Genomic DNA, 14170 nt, shown 5'->3' with positions numbered 1-14170 from the left:
ACTGTCCGTTCGCCGACGCACACACGAGCGTGGCGGCAACACGACACTGCGGATGACCCTTACGCGAGGCGCGAGAAGAGCGCCTTGGCGAGGCGATAAAGAGGCATCCTTGCGGGCTTCTGTGCGGTCCCGCACAGATCGGCATCGCGCGCCCAGGCGCGCGGCAGGCGTTCAGTTTTTGATGACGAGCGACCATGCTGCATGGCGGGCCGCGACTGCGCCGGCACAACCCGCAATTGTCGTTAGCGCGCGAACGCGCCAATGCGCAGCTTCGTTCGCATCGCCCGCGACATAGCGGGGCGTAGTGTCGCCGCGTAGCGAGAGATCGAATTCGAAATGATCGGGCGGCAGCACAAAGCCGGTGCCGAGTGCCTTCAGACAGGCTTCCTTGCGCGCCCAGGTTTCAAAGAAAATCGTCTGGCGCTGCGCATCGGATAGCGCGGCGAATTGCTCACGCTCGCGCTTCGCGAAAACTTCGACCGGCATGCTTTCGTCGAACGGGCGAATACGCTCGATATCGATACCGATCTCTAGCCCGTTCGAAATCGCGAGTGCTGCGGTGTTCTCGCTGTGGCTCAGGTTGAAATGGAGCGTCCAGCTAGCGGGACTATCGGGACCATTGGGACTATTGGGCTGGCTCGCGCAGAAAGGCTTGCCTTCCGGGCCATAGGCGAGCGTGAGCGCCTGTGGCGCGAGTTCGAGATAGCCGCCAAGCAAGCGGCGCAGTTGTCCACGTCCTGCAATGAAACGGCGACGGTGCCGCTCGAAGCAGAAATGGCCGGCGCGCTCCTGCTCCTCGCGCGATAGCATTGCCCGATACCGGTCGAGTTCGGCGTCGTCGACATCGAGATTCCACTGCCAGACATGCACTTCGTGCGCAGCGGGCGGTGCGAGAGTCGCGCAAGACATGGTGGGCCTGTGCAGAAGCAGCGAATTGAACGGTTGAAGCAATCGTGGCCCGATTCTATAAAGCGCAGCCTGGCATTCGATGTGCGCCTGCGCGCTGTTTTCGTACGATGAGCGATGATTGTTCCAGGCCTTTTGGTCATTGCACAAAACGCTTTGCACAAAACTCGTGCCGTATTGTTGGGCAGCCCACGGAAGGCGATATGGACCTCGTTATACGATGGCTCAGTTCGCTCGGTTGTCGGGTCACAAGCGTTTGCAACGGTGCCGATCGCTTCATTGCAGCTTGTGCCGGATTTGCACTGCGCAACTCAATCATCTGGCCGTCGTCGTTCGTCTGCCTCGCGTTTGCCTGGTATGCAGGCAACGTCCTTGTATTCGCTTCAATCCTGCTACGGCCGTAGAAATCAGCAATGCCGGAGAATCTTCGCGACGCCATACGAGGCGCCGCGAGCAAGTTTCGACTGCCTTTTTTCAAAGTTATCTGGTGTATGCGATTCCGAACGGCGCGAACGCGCGTGTTCTGGAAGAAATACGTCATGGGCCCGGACCCGCGAACCGGGCGGCGGTGCTCATTCGTGGGCGGAATGGAGTTTTCTCATGTACGACCATGAAAACGTATGCCGGCGTAATGAATTGTAATGAGTTGCGGTGAATAGTAATGCGCGGTGGGACGCTATATCGATCAACGGACGGATTCTCATTCAATTTTGATAGTTAGGAATGCAATGCAAATTGAATGATGTTGTCGTTCGTGTGAAGAATTCTTCGAAATCCAGATTCGAGGTGCGGAATGCGCGGCGATTTAGACGGCGCCTGTAACGTCAGTGTGGTGATTCCACACTACAACAGGCTTGATTTGCTGTGGGTCGCAATCGATTCCATAGCCAGCCAGACGGTGGTGCCCCGGGAAATTATTGTGGTTGATGATGCGTCTGCTTCCCAGTTCGAATTGCCGAGTCATTGTGGCGCAGACATCAAGCTGCGGTTGATCAGGGAGACACAGAATCGCGGGGCCGCATGGTGCAGGAACAAAGGTATCGAGGAAGCGACGGGCGATCTGATCGCCTTCCTGGACGCCGATGACCGCTGGCTTCCCGGCAAGCTCGAGCGGTGTATTGCGGAACTCGGTCCCAAACCGCCGGACCACGAAGCCAGAGTGCTGTTCAGCAACGTCATGTTGATCGACGGAAACCAGCGCATGCCGGGAAACGCGATCCCCTACGGCGGTCAATCGATGCTCGATTTCATCCTGCTGGATGGCGGCTATATTCAGACTTCGTCCATCATGATGTGGCGTCACCAGTATCCGCTAATCAGTTTCGATGGACTCTTGCGCAGACATCAGGATTGGGATTTTGCGATTCACGCCGACATACTCGGCTGCAAATTTATCTATGTGCACGATGCGCTTTCCGAGTATTCGCTCAATGGCGGCGGATTGAGGATTTCCGAAGTGCCGGGCTATGAACCCAGTCTGGTATTTTTTAATAAATATAGAAGAATAATGTCGAAGCGGCATGCCTCTTCATTTGTATTCGATGTGCTGATTTACAAGCGATTGAGTGTGATGTTGAGATTCGGCATTGTCAGCAAGATTGTGTTTGGCGAGATCAATATGCCCGACAAGGGCTGGCTGCCCTTGTTCGTGCGATTGATCGTGGGCCGGGAAGGGGTGCGTGTCATGAAGAAGCTGAGGCAAAAGATCCAGATTCGGGATTATTCCGCCTGAGTGCGATGGCGAGTCCCGGCCTGGACGTCGCGCGGGGAGTGTATGTCGGCGCACAGAGGATGGGCGGGCGCTCTGCTTTAATCGTTTTTGCATCGGCGCAAGGCAGGTTTTGCCCTGACGCCGCAAGCGATCATAAAAGTGGTGCGTGATGGGTACGTTCCGATTCTGGGGGTGAAATGCGTCAATTTGTCCGCGATCTGTTTTACGGCTCCGTTGCCGATAAACAGGTGAATTTGCCCCTGCCCCCGACGCCGCTGGCGAGCGGGCCGCTCAAGCTCAATATCCTGCTGCTTGGCACGTGTGCAGTCGACATGCTGGTCAAGCGCAGCGCCAATTCCGGGCACACCATCCGGCACGTGTTGATGGGTTCGAAGCGCCATACGCTCGTGCCCGCCGCCGCGCCGGAAGATGACGTGGCCGTGGTCGGACTCACCTTGCGGCATATCCTCAGTGAGGTGACGCAAACGCCGGAGCCCGAAGTCGATATGGTATTTGCCCGACTTCGCTCGGAGGACGAGGCGCGCGTGCTTCTGGAGCGCACGGAGGCATTCCTCTCGCAGCAGGTCACGGAGATCACCACGAAAATCCCGGCAATTCCGGTGCTTTTCCTGTCGTTTTTCGAGCCGAGTTTCAATTACATGGGCGACGTGATCGATCCATTCGATCCCACGTCGCCGGCGTATCTGGTTCGCGAAATCAACCGCCTGTTGTCACGCGCGGTGCGCAAGACCCATAACGGCTTCTTTCTCGATTCCAATGAGATTCTGAATTTTATTGGACGCCGTCATTTGCAGGATGATGTGCTGGCCAGTAGCACGCACGCTTCTTTCATCAACGATTGGGATTTCAAGCTTGACGCAAACCGGCTGAACGCACCGAAAGCGATCGGCAATATGCTCACCTATGAAGTCGCGGCGCGCGAATATACGCTTTTGCTGCTTTCGCGCATCGAAACGATCTACAAGGTGGCGAAGCAGCGCGATCCGGTCAAGCTGATTGTCGTCGACCTGGACGACACCCTGTGGCGCGGTGTTGCCGCGGAAGGCGAAAGCATGGGCGTGGACCAGCGCATCGAAGGCTGGCCCGTCGGGCTCGCCGAAGCCTTGCTGTTCTTCAAGAAGCGGGGCGGTCTGCTGGCCATTTGCAGCAAGAATGACGAAGCGCCCACCATTGAGCGGTTCAATGCAATCTGGCGCGGCGCGATCACATTGGATGATTTCGCCAGCGTGCGTATCAATTGGCAGCCGAAATCGCAAAACATCCGCGAGATACTCAAGGAAGTCAATTTGCTGCCGGCGAACTGCGTTTTTATCGACGACAACGATCGCGAATTGTCCGAGGTGAAAGCTGCTATTCCGGAGATGCGTTGCCTTGGCGGCAATCACTATGACTGGAGGCGCATCGTTCTGCGTTCGTCAGAAACGCAGGTGCCTTTCGTGAGCGAAGAGTCTTCGCGGCGGACCGAACTGGTGCGCGCCATCTCGCAGCGCGAGAGTCACGCGGATGCGCAGAGCAGTGTTTCGCGCGAAGAGTGGCTTGCCTCGCTCAAGCTGCGTCAGTCGTTTTTCCTGATCGAGAATCCGCGATCGAAGTATTTCGATCGTGCCTTCGAACTGATCAACAAGACGAATCAGTTCAATACGACGGGCAAGCGATGGGAGAAGTCGGAGTTCGAGGCTTTCCTGGGGCAGGGCGGGTATTGCGTCGTTTCGTCGTTGCGCGACAAATTGATCGACAACGGCATTATCTCGGTCTGTCTGATCAAAGGCAGCAGCATTGTTCAGGTGGTGTTGTCGTGCCGGGTATTCGGATTGGGCGCGGAACTGGTGGTGGGTGCGGTTGCGACGCGCCTGGCGCTCAAGTCGCGTGGCGAGGTGACCGCGGAACTCGTCGACACCGGCAGAAACGCGACCTGTCACGACTACTTCGAACGGATTGGCTTCGCGAAAACCCAGGATGGCTTGTACACGCGCACGGCGAATGAGCCGCCGCGCTACATCGAGATCGAAAACCTGGGGACGCCGGAGTTTCCGCCGGTCAAAATCTAGGAAACGTATTCGTTGTGGGTGACGGGGCGAGGGCGCGAGCGCTGCGGGCTCAAGCGCAGACGATCTGTTGGCCGTTCCGTGCACCTCCATCGATCGGGCCCTAATATCGATCGGCCCAGGAATTTCCCCAGGTTTTTTTCTTTCCGATGACGCGGCGACGGTGGTCGCGTCATCGCGCCAGCCTTGAAAGCCCGCCCCAATTTCCTCGCCTTCATCGCCGGGAATTCCGTACTTCCCTGTTTTTAAAAGACAAATTTAGAACGCGCGTGAATCTGGACGCGCGCCGCCCGCCGTCCGAAGCCCCATTCCGGGCATTCACATTTTCCTCGCACCCCCGTTCTTGAATTTGTCACTACCCGTCCATATAATTAGCACTCACCGCATGAGAGTGCTAACAACGCTCGGTGCACAAACATCTCTGGCTGGCAGCTTCGCCAACCAGGTTTTCTTGAGTCTCTTCAAGTCCCAATCAAGAGAGAGGATCTATCCATGAACCTTCGTCCTTTGCATGATCGCGTGATCGTTAAGCGCCTGGATCAAGAAACCAAGACCGCTTCGGGCATCGTGATCCCGGACGCAGCGGCAGAAAAGCCGGATCAAGGTGAAGTCCTGGCCACGGGCCCGGGCAAGCGTGACGACAAGGGCTCCCTGATCGCACTCGACGTCAAGGTCGGCGATCGCGTCCTGTTCGGCAAGTACGCTGGCCAGACCGTCAAGGTCGATGGCAGCGAACTGCTCGTGATGCGCGAAGAAGACATCATGGCCGTGGTGCAGAAGTAAGTTCAGCCCACCGCACATTCATCAAGAATTCAAGGAGTTAGAAGATGGCAGCTAAAGACGTCGTGTTCGGCGATTCCGCCCGTTCCAAGATGGTTGAAGGCGTGAACATTCTCGCCAACGCAGTGAAGGTCACGCTGGGTCCGAAGGGCCGCAACGTGGTCCTCGAGCGCTCGTTCGGCGGCCCGACGGTCACCAAGGACGGTGTCTCGGTCGCGAAGGAAATCGAGCTGAAAGACAAGCTCCAGAACATGGGCGCACAAATGGTCAAGGAAGTCGCTTCCAAGACCAGCGACAACGCAGGCGACGGCACGACGACGGCAACCGTCCTCGCGCAATCGATCGTTCGCGAAGGCATGAAGTACGTCGCATCGGGCATGAACCCGATGGACCTGAAGCGCGGCATCGACAAGGCAGTTGCTTCGGCAATCGAAGAACTGCGCAAGCTGAGCAAGCCCTGCACGACCAACAAGGAAATCGCGCAAGTCGGCTCGATCTCGGCGAACAGCGATTCGTCGATCGGCGACCGTATCGCTGAAGCGATGGACAAGGTCGGCAAGGAAGGCGTCATCACCGTTGAAGACGGCAAGTCGCTGCAAGACGAACTCGAAGTCGTCGAAGGTATGCAGTTCGACCGCGGCTACCTGTCGCCGTACTTCATCAACAACCCGGACAAGCAAGTCGCCGTTCTGGACAACCCGTTTGTCCTGCTGTTCGACAAGAAGATCTCGAACATCCGCGATCTGCTGCCGATCCTGGAACAAGTCGCGAAGGCTGGCCGTCCGCTGCTGATCATCGCTGAAGACGTCGAAGGCGAAGCCCTGGCTACGCTGGTCGTCAACAACATCCGTGGCATCCTGAAGACGGTTGCTGTCAAGGCTCCGGGCTTCGGCGACCGCCGCAAGGCCATGCTGGAAGACATCGCGATCCTGACCGGCGGTCAAGTCGTCGCGGAAGAAACCGGCCTGACGCTCGAAAAGGCAACGCTGAACGAACTCGGTCAAGCGAAGCGCATCGAAGTGGGCAAGGAAAACACGACGATCATCGACGGTGCAGGCGAAGCCGCAAGCATCGAAGCGCGCGTCAAGCAAATCCGCACGCAGATCGAAGAAGCGACGTCGGACTACGACCGTGAAAAGCTGCAAGAGCGCGTTGCCAAGCTGGCAGGCGGCGTTGCAGTGATCAAGGTTGGCGCTGCGACCGAAGTCGAAATGAAGGAAAAGAAGGCACGCGTGGAAGACGCGCTGCACGCAACCCGCGCTGCCGTTGAAGAAGGCATCGTCCCGGGCGGCGGCGTGGCACTGATCCGTGCTCGCGTTGCTGTGACGGGCCTGAAGGGCGCCAACGCAGACCAGGACGCAGGTATCAAGATCGTCCTGCGCGCAATGGAAGAGCCGCTGCGCCAGATCGTCACCAACGGTGGCGAAGAAGCGTCGGTGGTCGTGGCAGCAGTTGCTCAAGGTTCGGGCAACTACGGCTACAACGCAGCGACGGGCGAGTACGTCGACATGGTCGAAGCAGGCGTGGTCGACCCGACGAAGGTGACGCGCACGGCACTGCAAAACGCAGCTTCGGTCGCTGGCCTGCTCCTGACGACGGACGCAGCCGTGGTTGAAGTCGCGAAGGAAGATGCACCGATGCCCGGCGGCATGCCCGGCGGCATGGGCGGCATGGGCATGGACATGTAATTGCGGTTTTAATCGCGATTACGTGGAAGTGTCGGGGGATGCCGAAAGGCGTCCCTCAAGAAAAAACCCGCAGCGATGCGGGTTTTTTTATGCGCGCGTGAAAATGCGCGTCTGGGTTTGTCAGCTTTCTTCGCTGCTGTCGTTGCCGTAGCGCCGGCGAATCACATAGAGCGGTCTGCGCTTGGACTCCAGATAAATCCGGCCGATATATTCGCCGATCACGCCGATGCCGATCATCTGCACGCCGCTGAAAAACAGCAGCGAAACAAAGATCGACGCATAGCCCGGCACGTCGATTCCTCGCACCATCGTGCGGATCACGAGATAAGCCGCGTAGAGAAATGCGCTCACGGCCACCAGCAGGCCGAAATACGTCCACATGCGCAAGGGCACGGTGCTGAAGCTCGTGATGCCTTCGAGCGCAAAATTCCACAGCTTCCAGCCGGAAAATTTCGTCGTGCCGGCCACGCGCGCATGGCGCACGTAGGTCACTTCGGCGGTACGAAAACCGACCCACGCGAACAAGCCCTTCATGAATCGGCGCGATTCCGGCAGCGCGTTCAGCGTATCGACGACCTCGCGCGTCATCAGGCGGAAATCGCCGACATTCTCGGGAATCTTCACATCGGCCAGTTTGTTGTGCAGGCGATAGAAACCGCCGGCCGACTGGCGCTTCATGTAGCTATCCGAGCTGCGGTCAGCGCGTTTCGCGAGCACGACGTCGAAACCTTCGCGCCATTTGCTCACCAGCTGGGCGATGACTTCGGGTGGGTCTTGCAGATCGGCGTCGAAGGGCACGACGATATCGCCGCGCGCTTCGACGAGACCGGCCGACAGCGCGGCTTCCTTGCCAAAGTTGCGCGAGAGATCGATCGCACGCACGCGCGCATCGATTTGAGTGGCGTTCACGAGCAGCGGCAGCGTGCGGTCCTTGCTGCCGTCGTTGACGCAGACGATTTCGAAGTCGACCGTGTCGATGGCCTCGAGCGCGGGAATGACCTGCGCGAAGAAGACCGGGATCGAGTCTTCCTCGTTGTAGAACGGTACGACCAGCGACAGAAGTGTGCGGGACATGGGGTAGCGGTGTATTGGGGTGCGCCCGTGGCCGCGAGTGGCCCTTGCGTGCTACCGCGCGGTATCGCGGATTATCGCAATCTATCGCGCGGGTCTGGCGCGAGTGTGGCTTTGGCGTGGCGCGGGCGGCGTTATGTTTATCTGGAGGGCGGGAGTATAGCGCCAGTAATTCTTTGTAATGATCCGCGCTGCCCCCGCGCAACATGTCAGGCGTGGGCTTGACGCCCGCGCCTCGTCCGCTCAGTGCCGCGTTCCGTGCGGTATCCCGTGCCGCATTCAGTGTCGCGCTTCGCCGCCTGGCGGGGTTTTGCCTGCGTCGCCAGCATCGTCGCCGGAGGCGTCGTCCGCATCTTCGTCGTCGTTGCTGCGTGCCCAGAAGAAGCGGTCCGGCATCCACGCGCCCATGCCGGGGCGGAACGCGCTCTGCACGGCCTGATAGAGATATTCCTGCGCCTCGCGCACCGCTTCGGGCGGTTCCTGACCGTTCGCGAGCAGCGCGGCGATTGCGGAGCCGAGCGTGTCGGTGACGCCGAGCATCGGCTGGCTGGTGCGGTCCCAGAGATCCTGACGCACCTGGCCTTCCTCGCTGTAGAGCGTGTTCACCAGACGATGCGAACCGGTCTCCAGCGCCAGAATGTATTCGCAGCCGCTCGCGAGCAGCTGCGAGATCGCGGCGTCGATGCCCGGCGGCTCAGAGTCGCCGTCGGGTTGCGCGAGCGCGAGCAGCACAGAGACATCGGCGACCAGCAGGGTGGTTTGCGGCACCAGCAGATCGGTGACGGTTTCGCGCAGTTCGTCGGCGGCCAGCACGTGTTCGTCGTCGAGCGTGAAGTCGGGCGCGAGCACGAGCGGCACTTCGTCGTAATCGGCGACGACTTCGGCGATCGCGCTGACCACTTCCGCGCGCGCGCCGGCGCCGACCTTGAAGGCCGCCACGGGCATGTCTTCGAGCAGCATGCGCGCCTGGCTGGCGACGGTCTCGGGATCGAGGCCGGTGACTTCGTCACAGCCTGCCGAGTCGCGCACGGTGTAGCCCGTGAGCACGCTGACGCCGTGGCAGCCCATGCTCGCGAGCGTGAGCAGGTCGGCTTGCAGGCCGCTGCCGCCGGTCGGATCGGAAAGGCCGAAGGTAAGGACGATGGGAGGAGTGTCGCCGGGCATGGACGTGGACGGGAAAAGAAGGGTTGGCTCGTTGCGGCTGCGTGTCTGTTGCTATGGCGTTGCTATCGCTTCGATTATGCCGTCTGCCGCGCGTAGCGGGGGACGGATGACCGGCAGGATGAGGGATTTTTCGCTTGATCCGGCGCCAGGGAAGCGCGTTGACCCTGGCAAGCTTGCTAGGCATAAAAACGGCAACACGGTACCATCATGGCTCTTATTACCTGGCCGGTGCGGAATCATCGTCTGGCCGGTATCTGGCAATTTTCCCGACCGTCTGCGTCCGCTCCATTCCGGGGCCGGGGCGCGCGGTTTTTTGGACTTTTCGACGCGGCATAAGAATGGAATATAGAAGCTGGATGTGCCTGATCTGCGGCTGGATCTACGATGAAGAAGCCGGTTTGCCAGACGAAGGCATTGCGCCCGGCACGCGCTGGGAGGATGTGCCCATCAATTGGACCTGCCCCGAGTGCGGTGCGCGCAAGGAAGACTTCGAGATGGTCCAGATCTGAGGCTAGCCTCGATCCTGCCGCAGCGGCGCGAGGCGTAAGCCCGTTCGCCGCCGCTTCGGCATCGCTTTCGACGATCGCGAACGTGTCGCGATCGTTTTGTTGTTGCTGCGTTTTTGTTGCGGATCAGGCGGCAAGATTCCCGCGACTTTGCGCAGCCGCCGCTGCCGGCGAGGCGCGCGAATTGCTACTCGTCGACCTGCCGGTGGCTCTGGCGCGCAAGTCAGGCGCGCAAGCCGAAGGTGTCATGGCGCTTTGCGCCACCGCTGCCGGCCGGCTGCGCGGCTCGACGATGCGAAATCTGTCATTGTCGGACGTTGATGCCCGTTATCGCGCAGGTCCGCCTGCAGCCGTTCGCAACTGTTCGCAATCGTTCGCAACCGTCCCCGGCGCTGCCTTAGCATCATGACCCCTCATTCAACGTCAGACGCCCGTTTCGAAGCGCTGCCCAACCCGCGTGGCGGCCACGTGCCGTTCGCGCATGCTGCGCTCGCCAATGCCGGCCAGGCGCTCGACGAGCAGCGCGATGTCGCCAGACCGCTGCGTCAGGCGGCGCGCACGCTGCGCGACGCGGGCTGGCTGGCCGCCGCGCGCTTCGCCGACACGTTGTTGCTCGCCTCGCCGCTGGCGCTTGCGGCATACGTGCCTACGCCGCCGCCGCCCGGCATGCCGCCGCGGCCTGCGCAGGACCACGATTCGCCGGACGAAGGCGCAATCCGCGAGGCGTTTCGCGATGCCTTGAGCGAACTTTCCGCCGCGCTCGAACGCCATAATCTGCGCGAGCTGGCCTGTTCGCCGACGCTCTACGCGCGCCAGCGCACGCTCGTCGATGCCATCGCCGAACATGCGCCGGGCGTCTCGCTCGCCTATGAGGATGTGGCGCTGCACGGCCGTCCGATCGCCGTCGCCACGCTGGCGGCACAGCCGGCCCAGCGTCTCGCGCAGGCGCGGGCGCGCTTCGAATCGGCGCTGCTGCCCGCGCTCAAAACGCGCCAGACCAACGGCAACCGCGCCGCCGATGCGCTGGCGCAAGCCGCCTTCGGCGAGATGGACGCCTGTTTCGCCGATCTGGCCAGCGACGATCCCTACGACTTCTGGCGTCTGGCCGCAGCCTGCGGGCGGGTGCTGCGCAATGGCGTCACGTATTGGGGCGACGAAGATGTGCGGCGGTTTTATGCGCGCTGCAATCTGCTGATCGGCGAGCAAGTGCGCGGTTTGCGCGTCGTGCCGCAATCGTTCGTGCGCAGCGCGCTCGCGCTGTTGTGGCGCGATTACGCGTTGTTCGGCGCGGCTGCGGAAGATACCGCCGATGTCGAGCTGTTGAACGATTACGGCCTGACCGTCGATTGGCATGTGGCGGGCACGCAGGCGTCGGAAGCGCTCTGGGAAGAGGGCGCGGCCCGTGCCGATGCGCTGGCCACGCGCGTCGCACCCATGCGGGATCTGGGCGCGCTGGTCGTCAATGGCAATGCCTACGAGGATTTTTTGCAGACCGCCGATGCCGCGATGCTCGCGCTCGGCACCCAGACGCGTGCGCTGTCGCTGCGCCCGGCTGGCGCACCCGCCGATCCGGCCGCCGCGCTGGTGGCGGCGGAAGCCGCGTACCGGATCGGTGCGGCGGCGTGGGCCTTGGGTCTCGGGCACGTCGGGCTGCTGGCGGATGCACTCGGCCTTGCGTGGCGGCGCACTGCGCACGCAGCGGTCGCGGCCGGCAACCAGAACGGTTCGTATGGCGCCACGCCGCTGGCGATCCCGGATACGGACGCCGTCGAGCACGCCAACGAAGCCTTGCGCGCCATGCTGCACAAGGTCGCGGCGGGCGTCGCGCAGCCCGATTCCGGCGCCGCGGTGCGTGCACTCGGTGCGGCGATCGTCGGTGCGGCAAATGGGGCAGCGGGCGGTGTACCTGCAGCCGCAACGCCGCTCGCGTCGCGCTAGCCCAACAGCGACGGCGAGTTCGTCGTGCACGGCGAGTGGCGCACGGCTAGTGCCGCACCAAAACCCCACGTTACAGGCGTGCCGCGCCAGCATGTTAGAGTGAGCCATTCCCCGCGCTACGGGGCGCCCGCGGTGCAGCCGCAGGGCCTGGCAGGCCGCCGCCAATCCGTATCGTCTTTGCTAGAATTCAAACCATGTCCAAAAGTAACGATCGCATCAATCTGACCAACCAGTTCCTGATCGCCATGCCCAACATGGCGGACCCCACGTTTTCAGGAACGGTGGTCTACCTTTGCGATCATTCCGAGCGCGGTGCGCTCGGTCTCGTGATCAATCGTCCTACCGATATCGATCTGGAAGCGCTGTTTTCCCGCATCGACCTCAAGCTCGAAATCGAACCGCTGCTGCATGTGCCCGTCTATTTCGGCGGCCCGGTGCAGACCGAGCGCGGCTTCGTGCTGCACGCGCCCAAAACCGGCATTAACTACACCTCGTCGATGTCGGTGCCCGGCGGTCTGGAAATGACCACCTCGAAGGACGTGCTCGAAGCGGTCGCCAGCGGTACTGGCCCCGATCAGTTCCTGCTCACGCTCGGCCATGCCGGCTGGGGCGCGGGTCAGCTCGAAGACGAAATCTCGAAAAACGGCTGGCTGACGGTCGAAGCCGATCCGAAGATCGTGTTCGACGTGCCCGCCGAAGAACGTTTCGAAGCGGCGCTCGCGCTGCTCGGCATTTCCTCGACGATGCTTTCGGGCGAAGCGGGTCACGCATGAGCGTGGCAGGGCGAGGCGCCGCCGAGGCGACCCTGCTGGCCTTCGATTACGGCGAAAAGCGCATTGGCGTGGCGCTGGGCAACGCGCTCACGCGCAGCGCCCGCGCGCTCACCGTGATCCAGAACCGCAGCATCGATTCCCGTTTTGAAGCCGTTGCCGCGCTGCTGCGCGAATGGCAGCCCGACCGTCTCGTGGTGGGCTTGCCGACCCATCCCGACGGCACGCCGCACGTCATGACGAAGCAGGCGAAGCGCTTCGGCAATCAGCTCAACGGACGCTTCAATCTGCCTGTGGAATGGGTGGACGAGCGCTATTCGTCGGTGGATGCCGAATCGCGTCTGCGCGAGCGCGGCGAACGCGTCGAGCATATCGACGCCGAAGCAGCCTGCGTGATCCTGCAGCAATACCTCGACGAACTCCCTCCCGCCTGACCTTGCCCGCGTGATGTGTCCATCCAGCCTGGCCCGCCACGCGGCACACCTTTTGAATTTCTCCCAGCAAGCCATTCGCGCAGGACTCAAGCGATGAATACACAGCCCACGCCCGCATCGGCCGACAATGCCGCCGACAAGCGCTTTCGCTACGGCTTTCTGAAAGGCAATCCGCAGCTCACGAAGAACGGCGAACTCAAGCATCTGCTGTCGATCGAGGGCTTGCCGCGCGCGATCATCAATCAGGTGCTCGACACCGCCACGCAGTTTGTGAGCGTCTCGGACCGCGATGTGAAGAATGTGCCGCTGTTGCGCGGCAAATCGGTGTTCAACCTGTTCTTCGAGAACTCGACGCGCACGCGCACGACCTTCGAAATTGCCGCCAAGCGTCTTTCGGCGGATGTGCTGAACCTGAACATCAACGCGTCGTCCACGAGCAAGGGCGAATCGCTGCTCGACACCATCGGCAACCTGTCGGCGATGCATGCCGATATGTTCGTCGTGCGTCACGCGTCGAGCGGCGCGCCGTATCTGATCGCCGAGCATTGCGCGCCGCACGTGCACGTGATCAACGCCGGCGACGGGCGCCACGCGCACCCGACGCAAGGCTTGCTCGACATGTACACGATCCGCCACTACAAGAAGGATTTCACCAATCTGCGCGTGGCGATCGTCGGCGACATCCTGCATTCGCGGGTTGCGCGCTCGGATATTCATGCGCTCACGACGCTGGGCGTGCCGGAAGTGCGCGCGATCGGTCCGCGCACGCTGCTGCCGGGCGGTCTCGAACAGATGGGCGTGCGCGTGTTCCACAACCTCGACGAAGGGTTGAAGGGCGTGGACGTGATCATCATGCTGCGCCTGCAGAACGAGCGCATGAGCGGCGCGCTGCTGCCGTCGGCGCAGGAGTATTTCAAGAGCTGGGGCCTCACGCCCGAGCGTCTCGCGCTGGCCGCGCCCGATGCGATCGTGATGCATCCGGGGCCGATGAACCGAGGCGTCGAGATCGACTCGCAGGTCGCGGACGGCCCGCAGTCGGTGATCCTCGATCAGGTGAGCTTCGGCATCGCGGTGCGCATGGCGGTGATGGGCATCGTCGCCGGCAAGAACGCAGACATCGACTAACGACTGGACAA

General features: G+C 61.4%; 12 protein-coding genes. 9 read left to right on the top strand and 3 right to left on the bottom strand.

Annotated features, from left to right (window positions below; genetic code table 11):
* Positions 1-171: 171 nt before the first annotated feature.
* A complete protein-coding gene (locus G3N59_RS04155) occupies positions 172-909 on the bottom strand; it encodes a 4'-phosphopantetheinyl transferase superfamily protein (protein ID WP_205981278.1) in 738 nt (245 codons plus the stop codon).
* Between the two features lie 790 nt (positions 910-1699).
* Here G3N59_RS04155 and G3N59_RS04150 point away from each other — a divergent pair.
* From G3N59_RS04150 to groL, 4 genes are all read left to right on the top strand, one after another.
* Entirely contained in the window at positions 1700-2638 is a 939-nt protein-coding gene (locus tag G3N59_RS04150; RefSeq protein WP_205981277.1) for a glycosyltransferase family 2 protein, read from the top strand.
* Between the two features lie 311 nt (positions 2639-2949).
* A complete protein-coding gene (locus tag G3N59_RS04145; protein WP_205981276.1) occupies positions 2950-4686 on the top strand; it encodes an HAD-IIIC family phosphatase in 1737 nt (578 codons plus the stop codon).
* Between the two features lie 489 nt (positions 4687-5175).
* On the top strand, positions 5176-5466 hold the full coding sequence (locus tag G3N59_RS04140) for a co-chaperone GroES (protein WP_205981275.1): 291 nt from the start codon (positions 5176-5178) through the stop codon (positions 5464-5466).
* Positions 5467-5510: 44 nt separating this feature from the next.
* Positions 5511-7151 carry a chaperonin GroEL gene (gene groL, locus G3N59_RS04135; RefSeq protein ID WP_205981274.1) on the top strand — a complete coding sequence of 547 codons (1641 nt, stop codon included), beginning with the start codon at positions 5511-5513 and terminating at the stop codon, positions 7149-7151.
* Between the two features lie 120 nt (positions 7152-7271).
* Here groL and G3N59_RS04130 read toward each other — a convergent pair whose 3' ends face one another.
* Both G3N59_RS04130 and G3N59_RS04125 read right to left on the bottom strand, forming a co-directional pair.
* Positions 7272-8225: a glycosyltransferase family 2 protein gene (locus G3N59_RS04130; RefSeq protein WP_205981273.1), complete on the bottom strand. Its 954-nt coding sequence runs from the start codon at positions 8223-8225 to the stop codon at positions 7272-7274.
* A 276-nt stretch (positions 8226-8501) separates the two neighbouring features.
* Positions 8502-9386, bottom strand: a complete 885-nt coding sequence (locus G3N59_RS04125) for a hydroxymethylpyrimidine/phosphomethylpyrimidine kinase (protein ID WP_205981272.1) — start codon at positions 9384-9386, stop codon at positions 8502-8504.
* 338 nt (positions 9387-9724) lie between these two features.
* On the opposite strand from G3N59_RS04125, the gene G3N59_RS04120 reads away from it, so the two are divergent.
* The 5 genes from G3N59_RS04120 to G3N59_RS04100 all read left to right on the top strand — a co-directional run bounded on the left by G3N59_RS04120 (position 9725) and on the right by G3N59_RS04100 (position 14159).
* Complete coding sequence (locus G3N59_RS04120) at positions 9725-9895, top strand: rubredoxin (RefSeq protein ID WP_008342674.1); 171 nt, start codon at positions 9725-9727, stop codon at positions 9893-9895.
* A 402-nt stretch (positions 9896-10297) separates the two neighbouring features.
* Entirely contained in the window at positions 10298-11830 is a 1533-nt protein-coding gene (locus tag G3N59_RS04115) for a hypothetical protein (RefSeq protein WP_241023175.1), read from the top strand.
* A 194-nt stretch (positions 11831-12024) separates the two neighbouring features.
* Positions 12025-12603: a YqgE/AlgH family protein gene (locus tag G3N59_RS04110; RefSeq protein ID WP_205981271.1), complete on the top strand. Its 579-nt coding sequence runs from the start codon at positions 12025-12027 to the stop codon at positions 12601-12603.
* Positions 12604-12605: 2 nt separating this feature from the next.
* Positions 12606-13034 (top strand): Holliday junction resolvase RuvX, encoded by a 429-nt coding sequence (ruvX, locus tag G3N59_RS04105; RefSeq protein WP_205981490.1) that lies wholly within the window; start codon positions 12606-12608, stop codon positions 13032-13034.
* A gap of 93 nt (positions 13035-13127) precedes the next feature.
* A complete protein-coding gene (locus tag G3N59_RS04100) occupies positions 13128-14159 on the top strand; it encodes an aspartate carbamoyltransferase catalytic subunit (protein ID WP_205981270.1) in 1032 nt (343 codons plus the stop codon).
* Positions 14160-14170: the final 11 nt, after the last annotated feature.

The organism is Paraburkholderia sp. Ac-20340, from assembly GCF_017104965.1.
Classification (GTDB): Bacteria; Pseudomonadota; Gammaproteobacteria; order Burkholderiales; family Burkholderiaceae; genus Paraburkholderia.
The sequence above is the reverse complement of the archived record's forward strand: the minus strand, read 5'-3'. Positions and strand labels throughout refer to the sequence as shown.

Coding starts and splice junctions, on each gene's coding strand:
- G3N59_RS04145 (WP_205981276.1), top strand. CDS start 2,950: ATGCTGGTCAAGCGCAGCGCCAATTCCGGGCACACCATCCGGCACGTG.
- G3N59_RS04125 (WP_205981272.1), bottom strand. CDS start 9,386: ATGCCCGGCGACACTCCTCCCATCGTCCTTACCTTCGGCCTTTCCGAT.
- G3N59_RS04155 (WP_205981278.1), bottom strand. CDS start 909: ATGTCTTGCGCGACTCTCGCACCGCCCGCTGCGCACGAAGTGCATGTC.
- G3N59_RS04115 (WP_241023175.1), top strand. CDS start 10,298: ATGACCCCTCATTCAACGTCAGACGCCCGTTTCGAAGCGCTGCCCAAC.
- G3N59_RS04110 (WP_205981271.1), top strand. CDS start 12,025: ATGTCCAAAAGTAACGATCGCATCAATCTGACCAACCAGTTCCTGATC.
- G3N59_RS04100 (WP_205981270.1), top strand. CDS start 13,128: ATGAATACACAGCCCACGCCCGCATCGGCCGACAATGCCGCCGACAAG.
- G3N59_RS04120 (WP_008342674.1), top strand. CDS start 9,725: ATGGAATATAGAAGCTGGATGTGCCTGATCTGCGGCTGGATCTACGAT.
- G3N59_RS04140 (WP_205981275.1), top strand. CDS start 5,176: ATGAACCTTCGTCCTTTGCATGATCGCGTGATCGTTAAGCGCCTGGAT.
- G3N59_RS04150 (WP_205981277.1), top strand. CDS start 1,700: ATGCGCGGCGATTTAGACGGCGCCTGTAACGTCAGTGTGGTGATTCCA.
- G3N59_RS04130 (WP_205981273.1), bottom strand. CDS start 8,225: ATGTCCCGCACACTTCTGTCGCTGGTCGTACCGTTCTACAACGAGGAA.
- groL (WP_205981274.1), top strand. CDS start 5,511: ATGGCAGCTAAAGACGTCGTGTTCGGCGATTCCGCCCGTTCCAAGATG.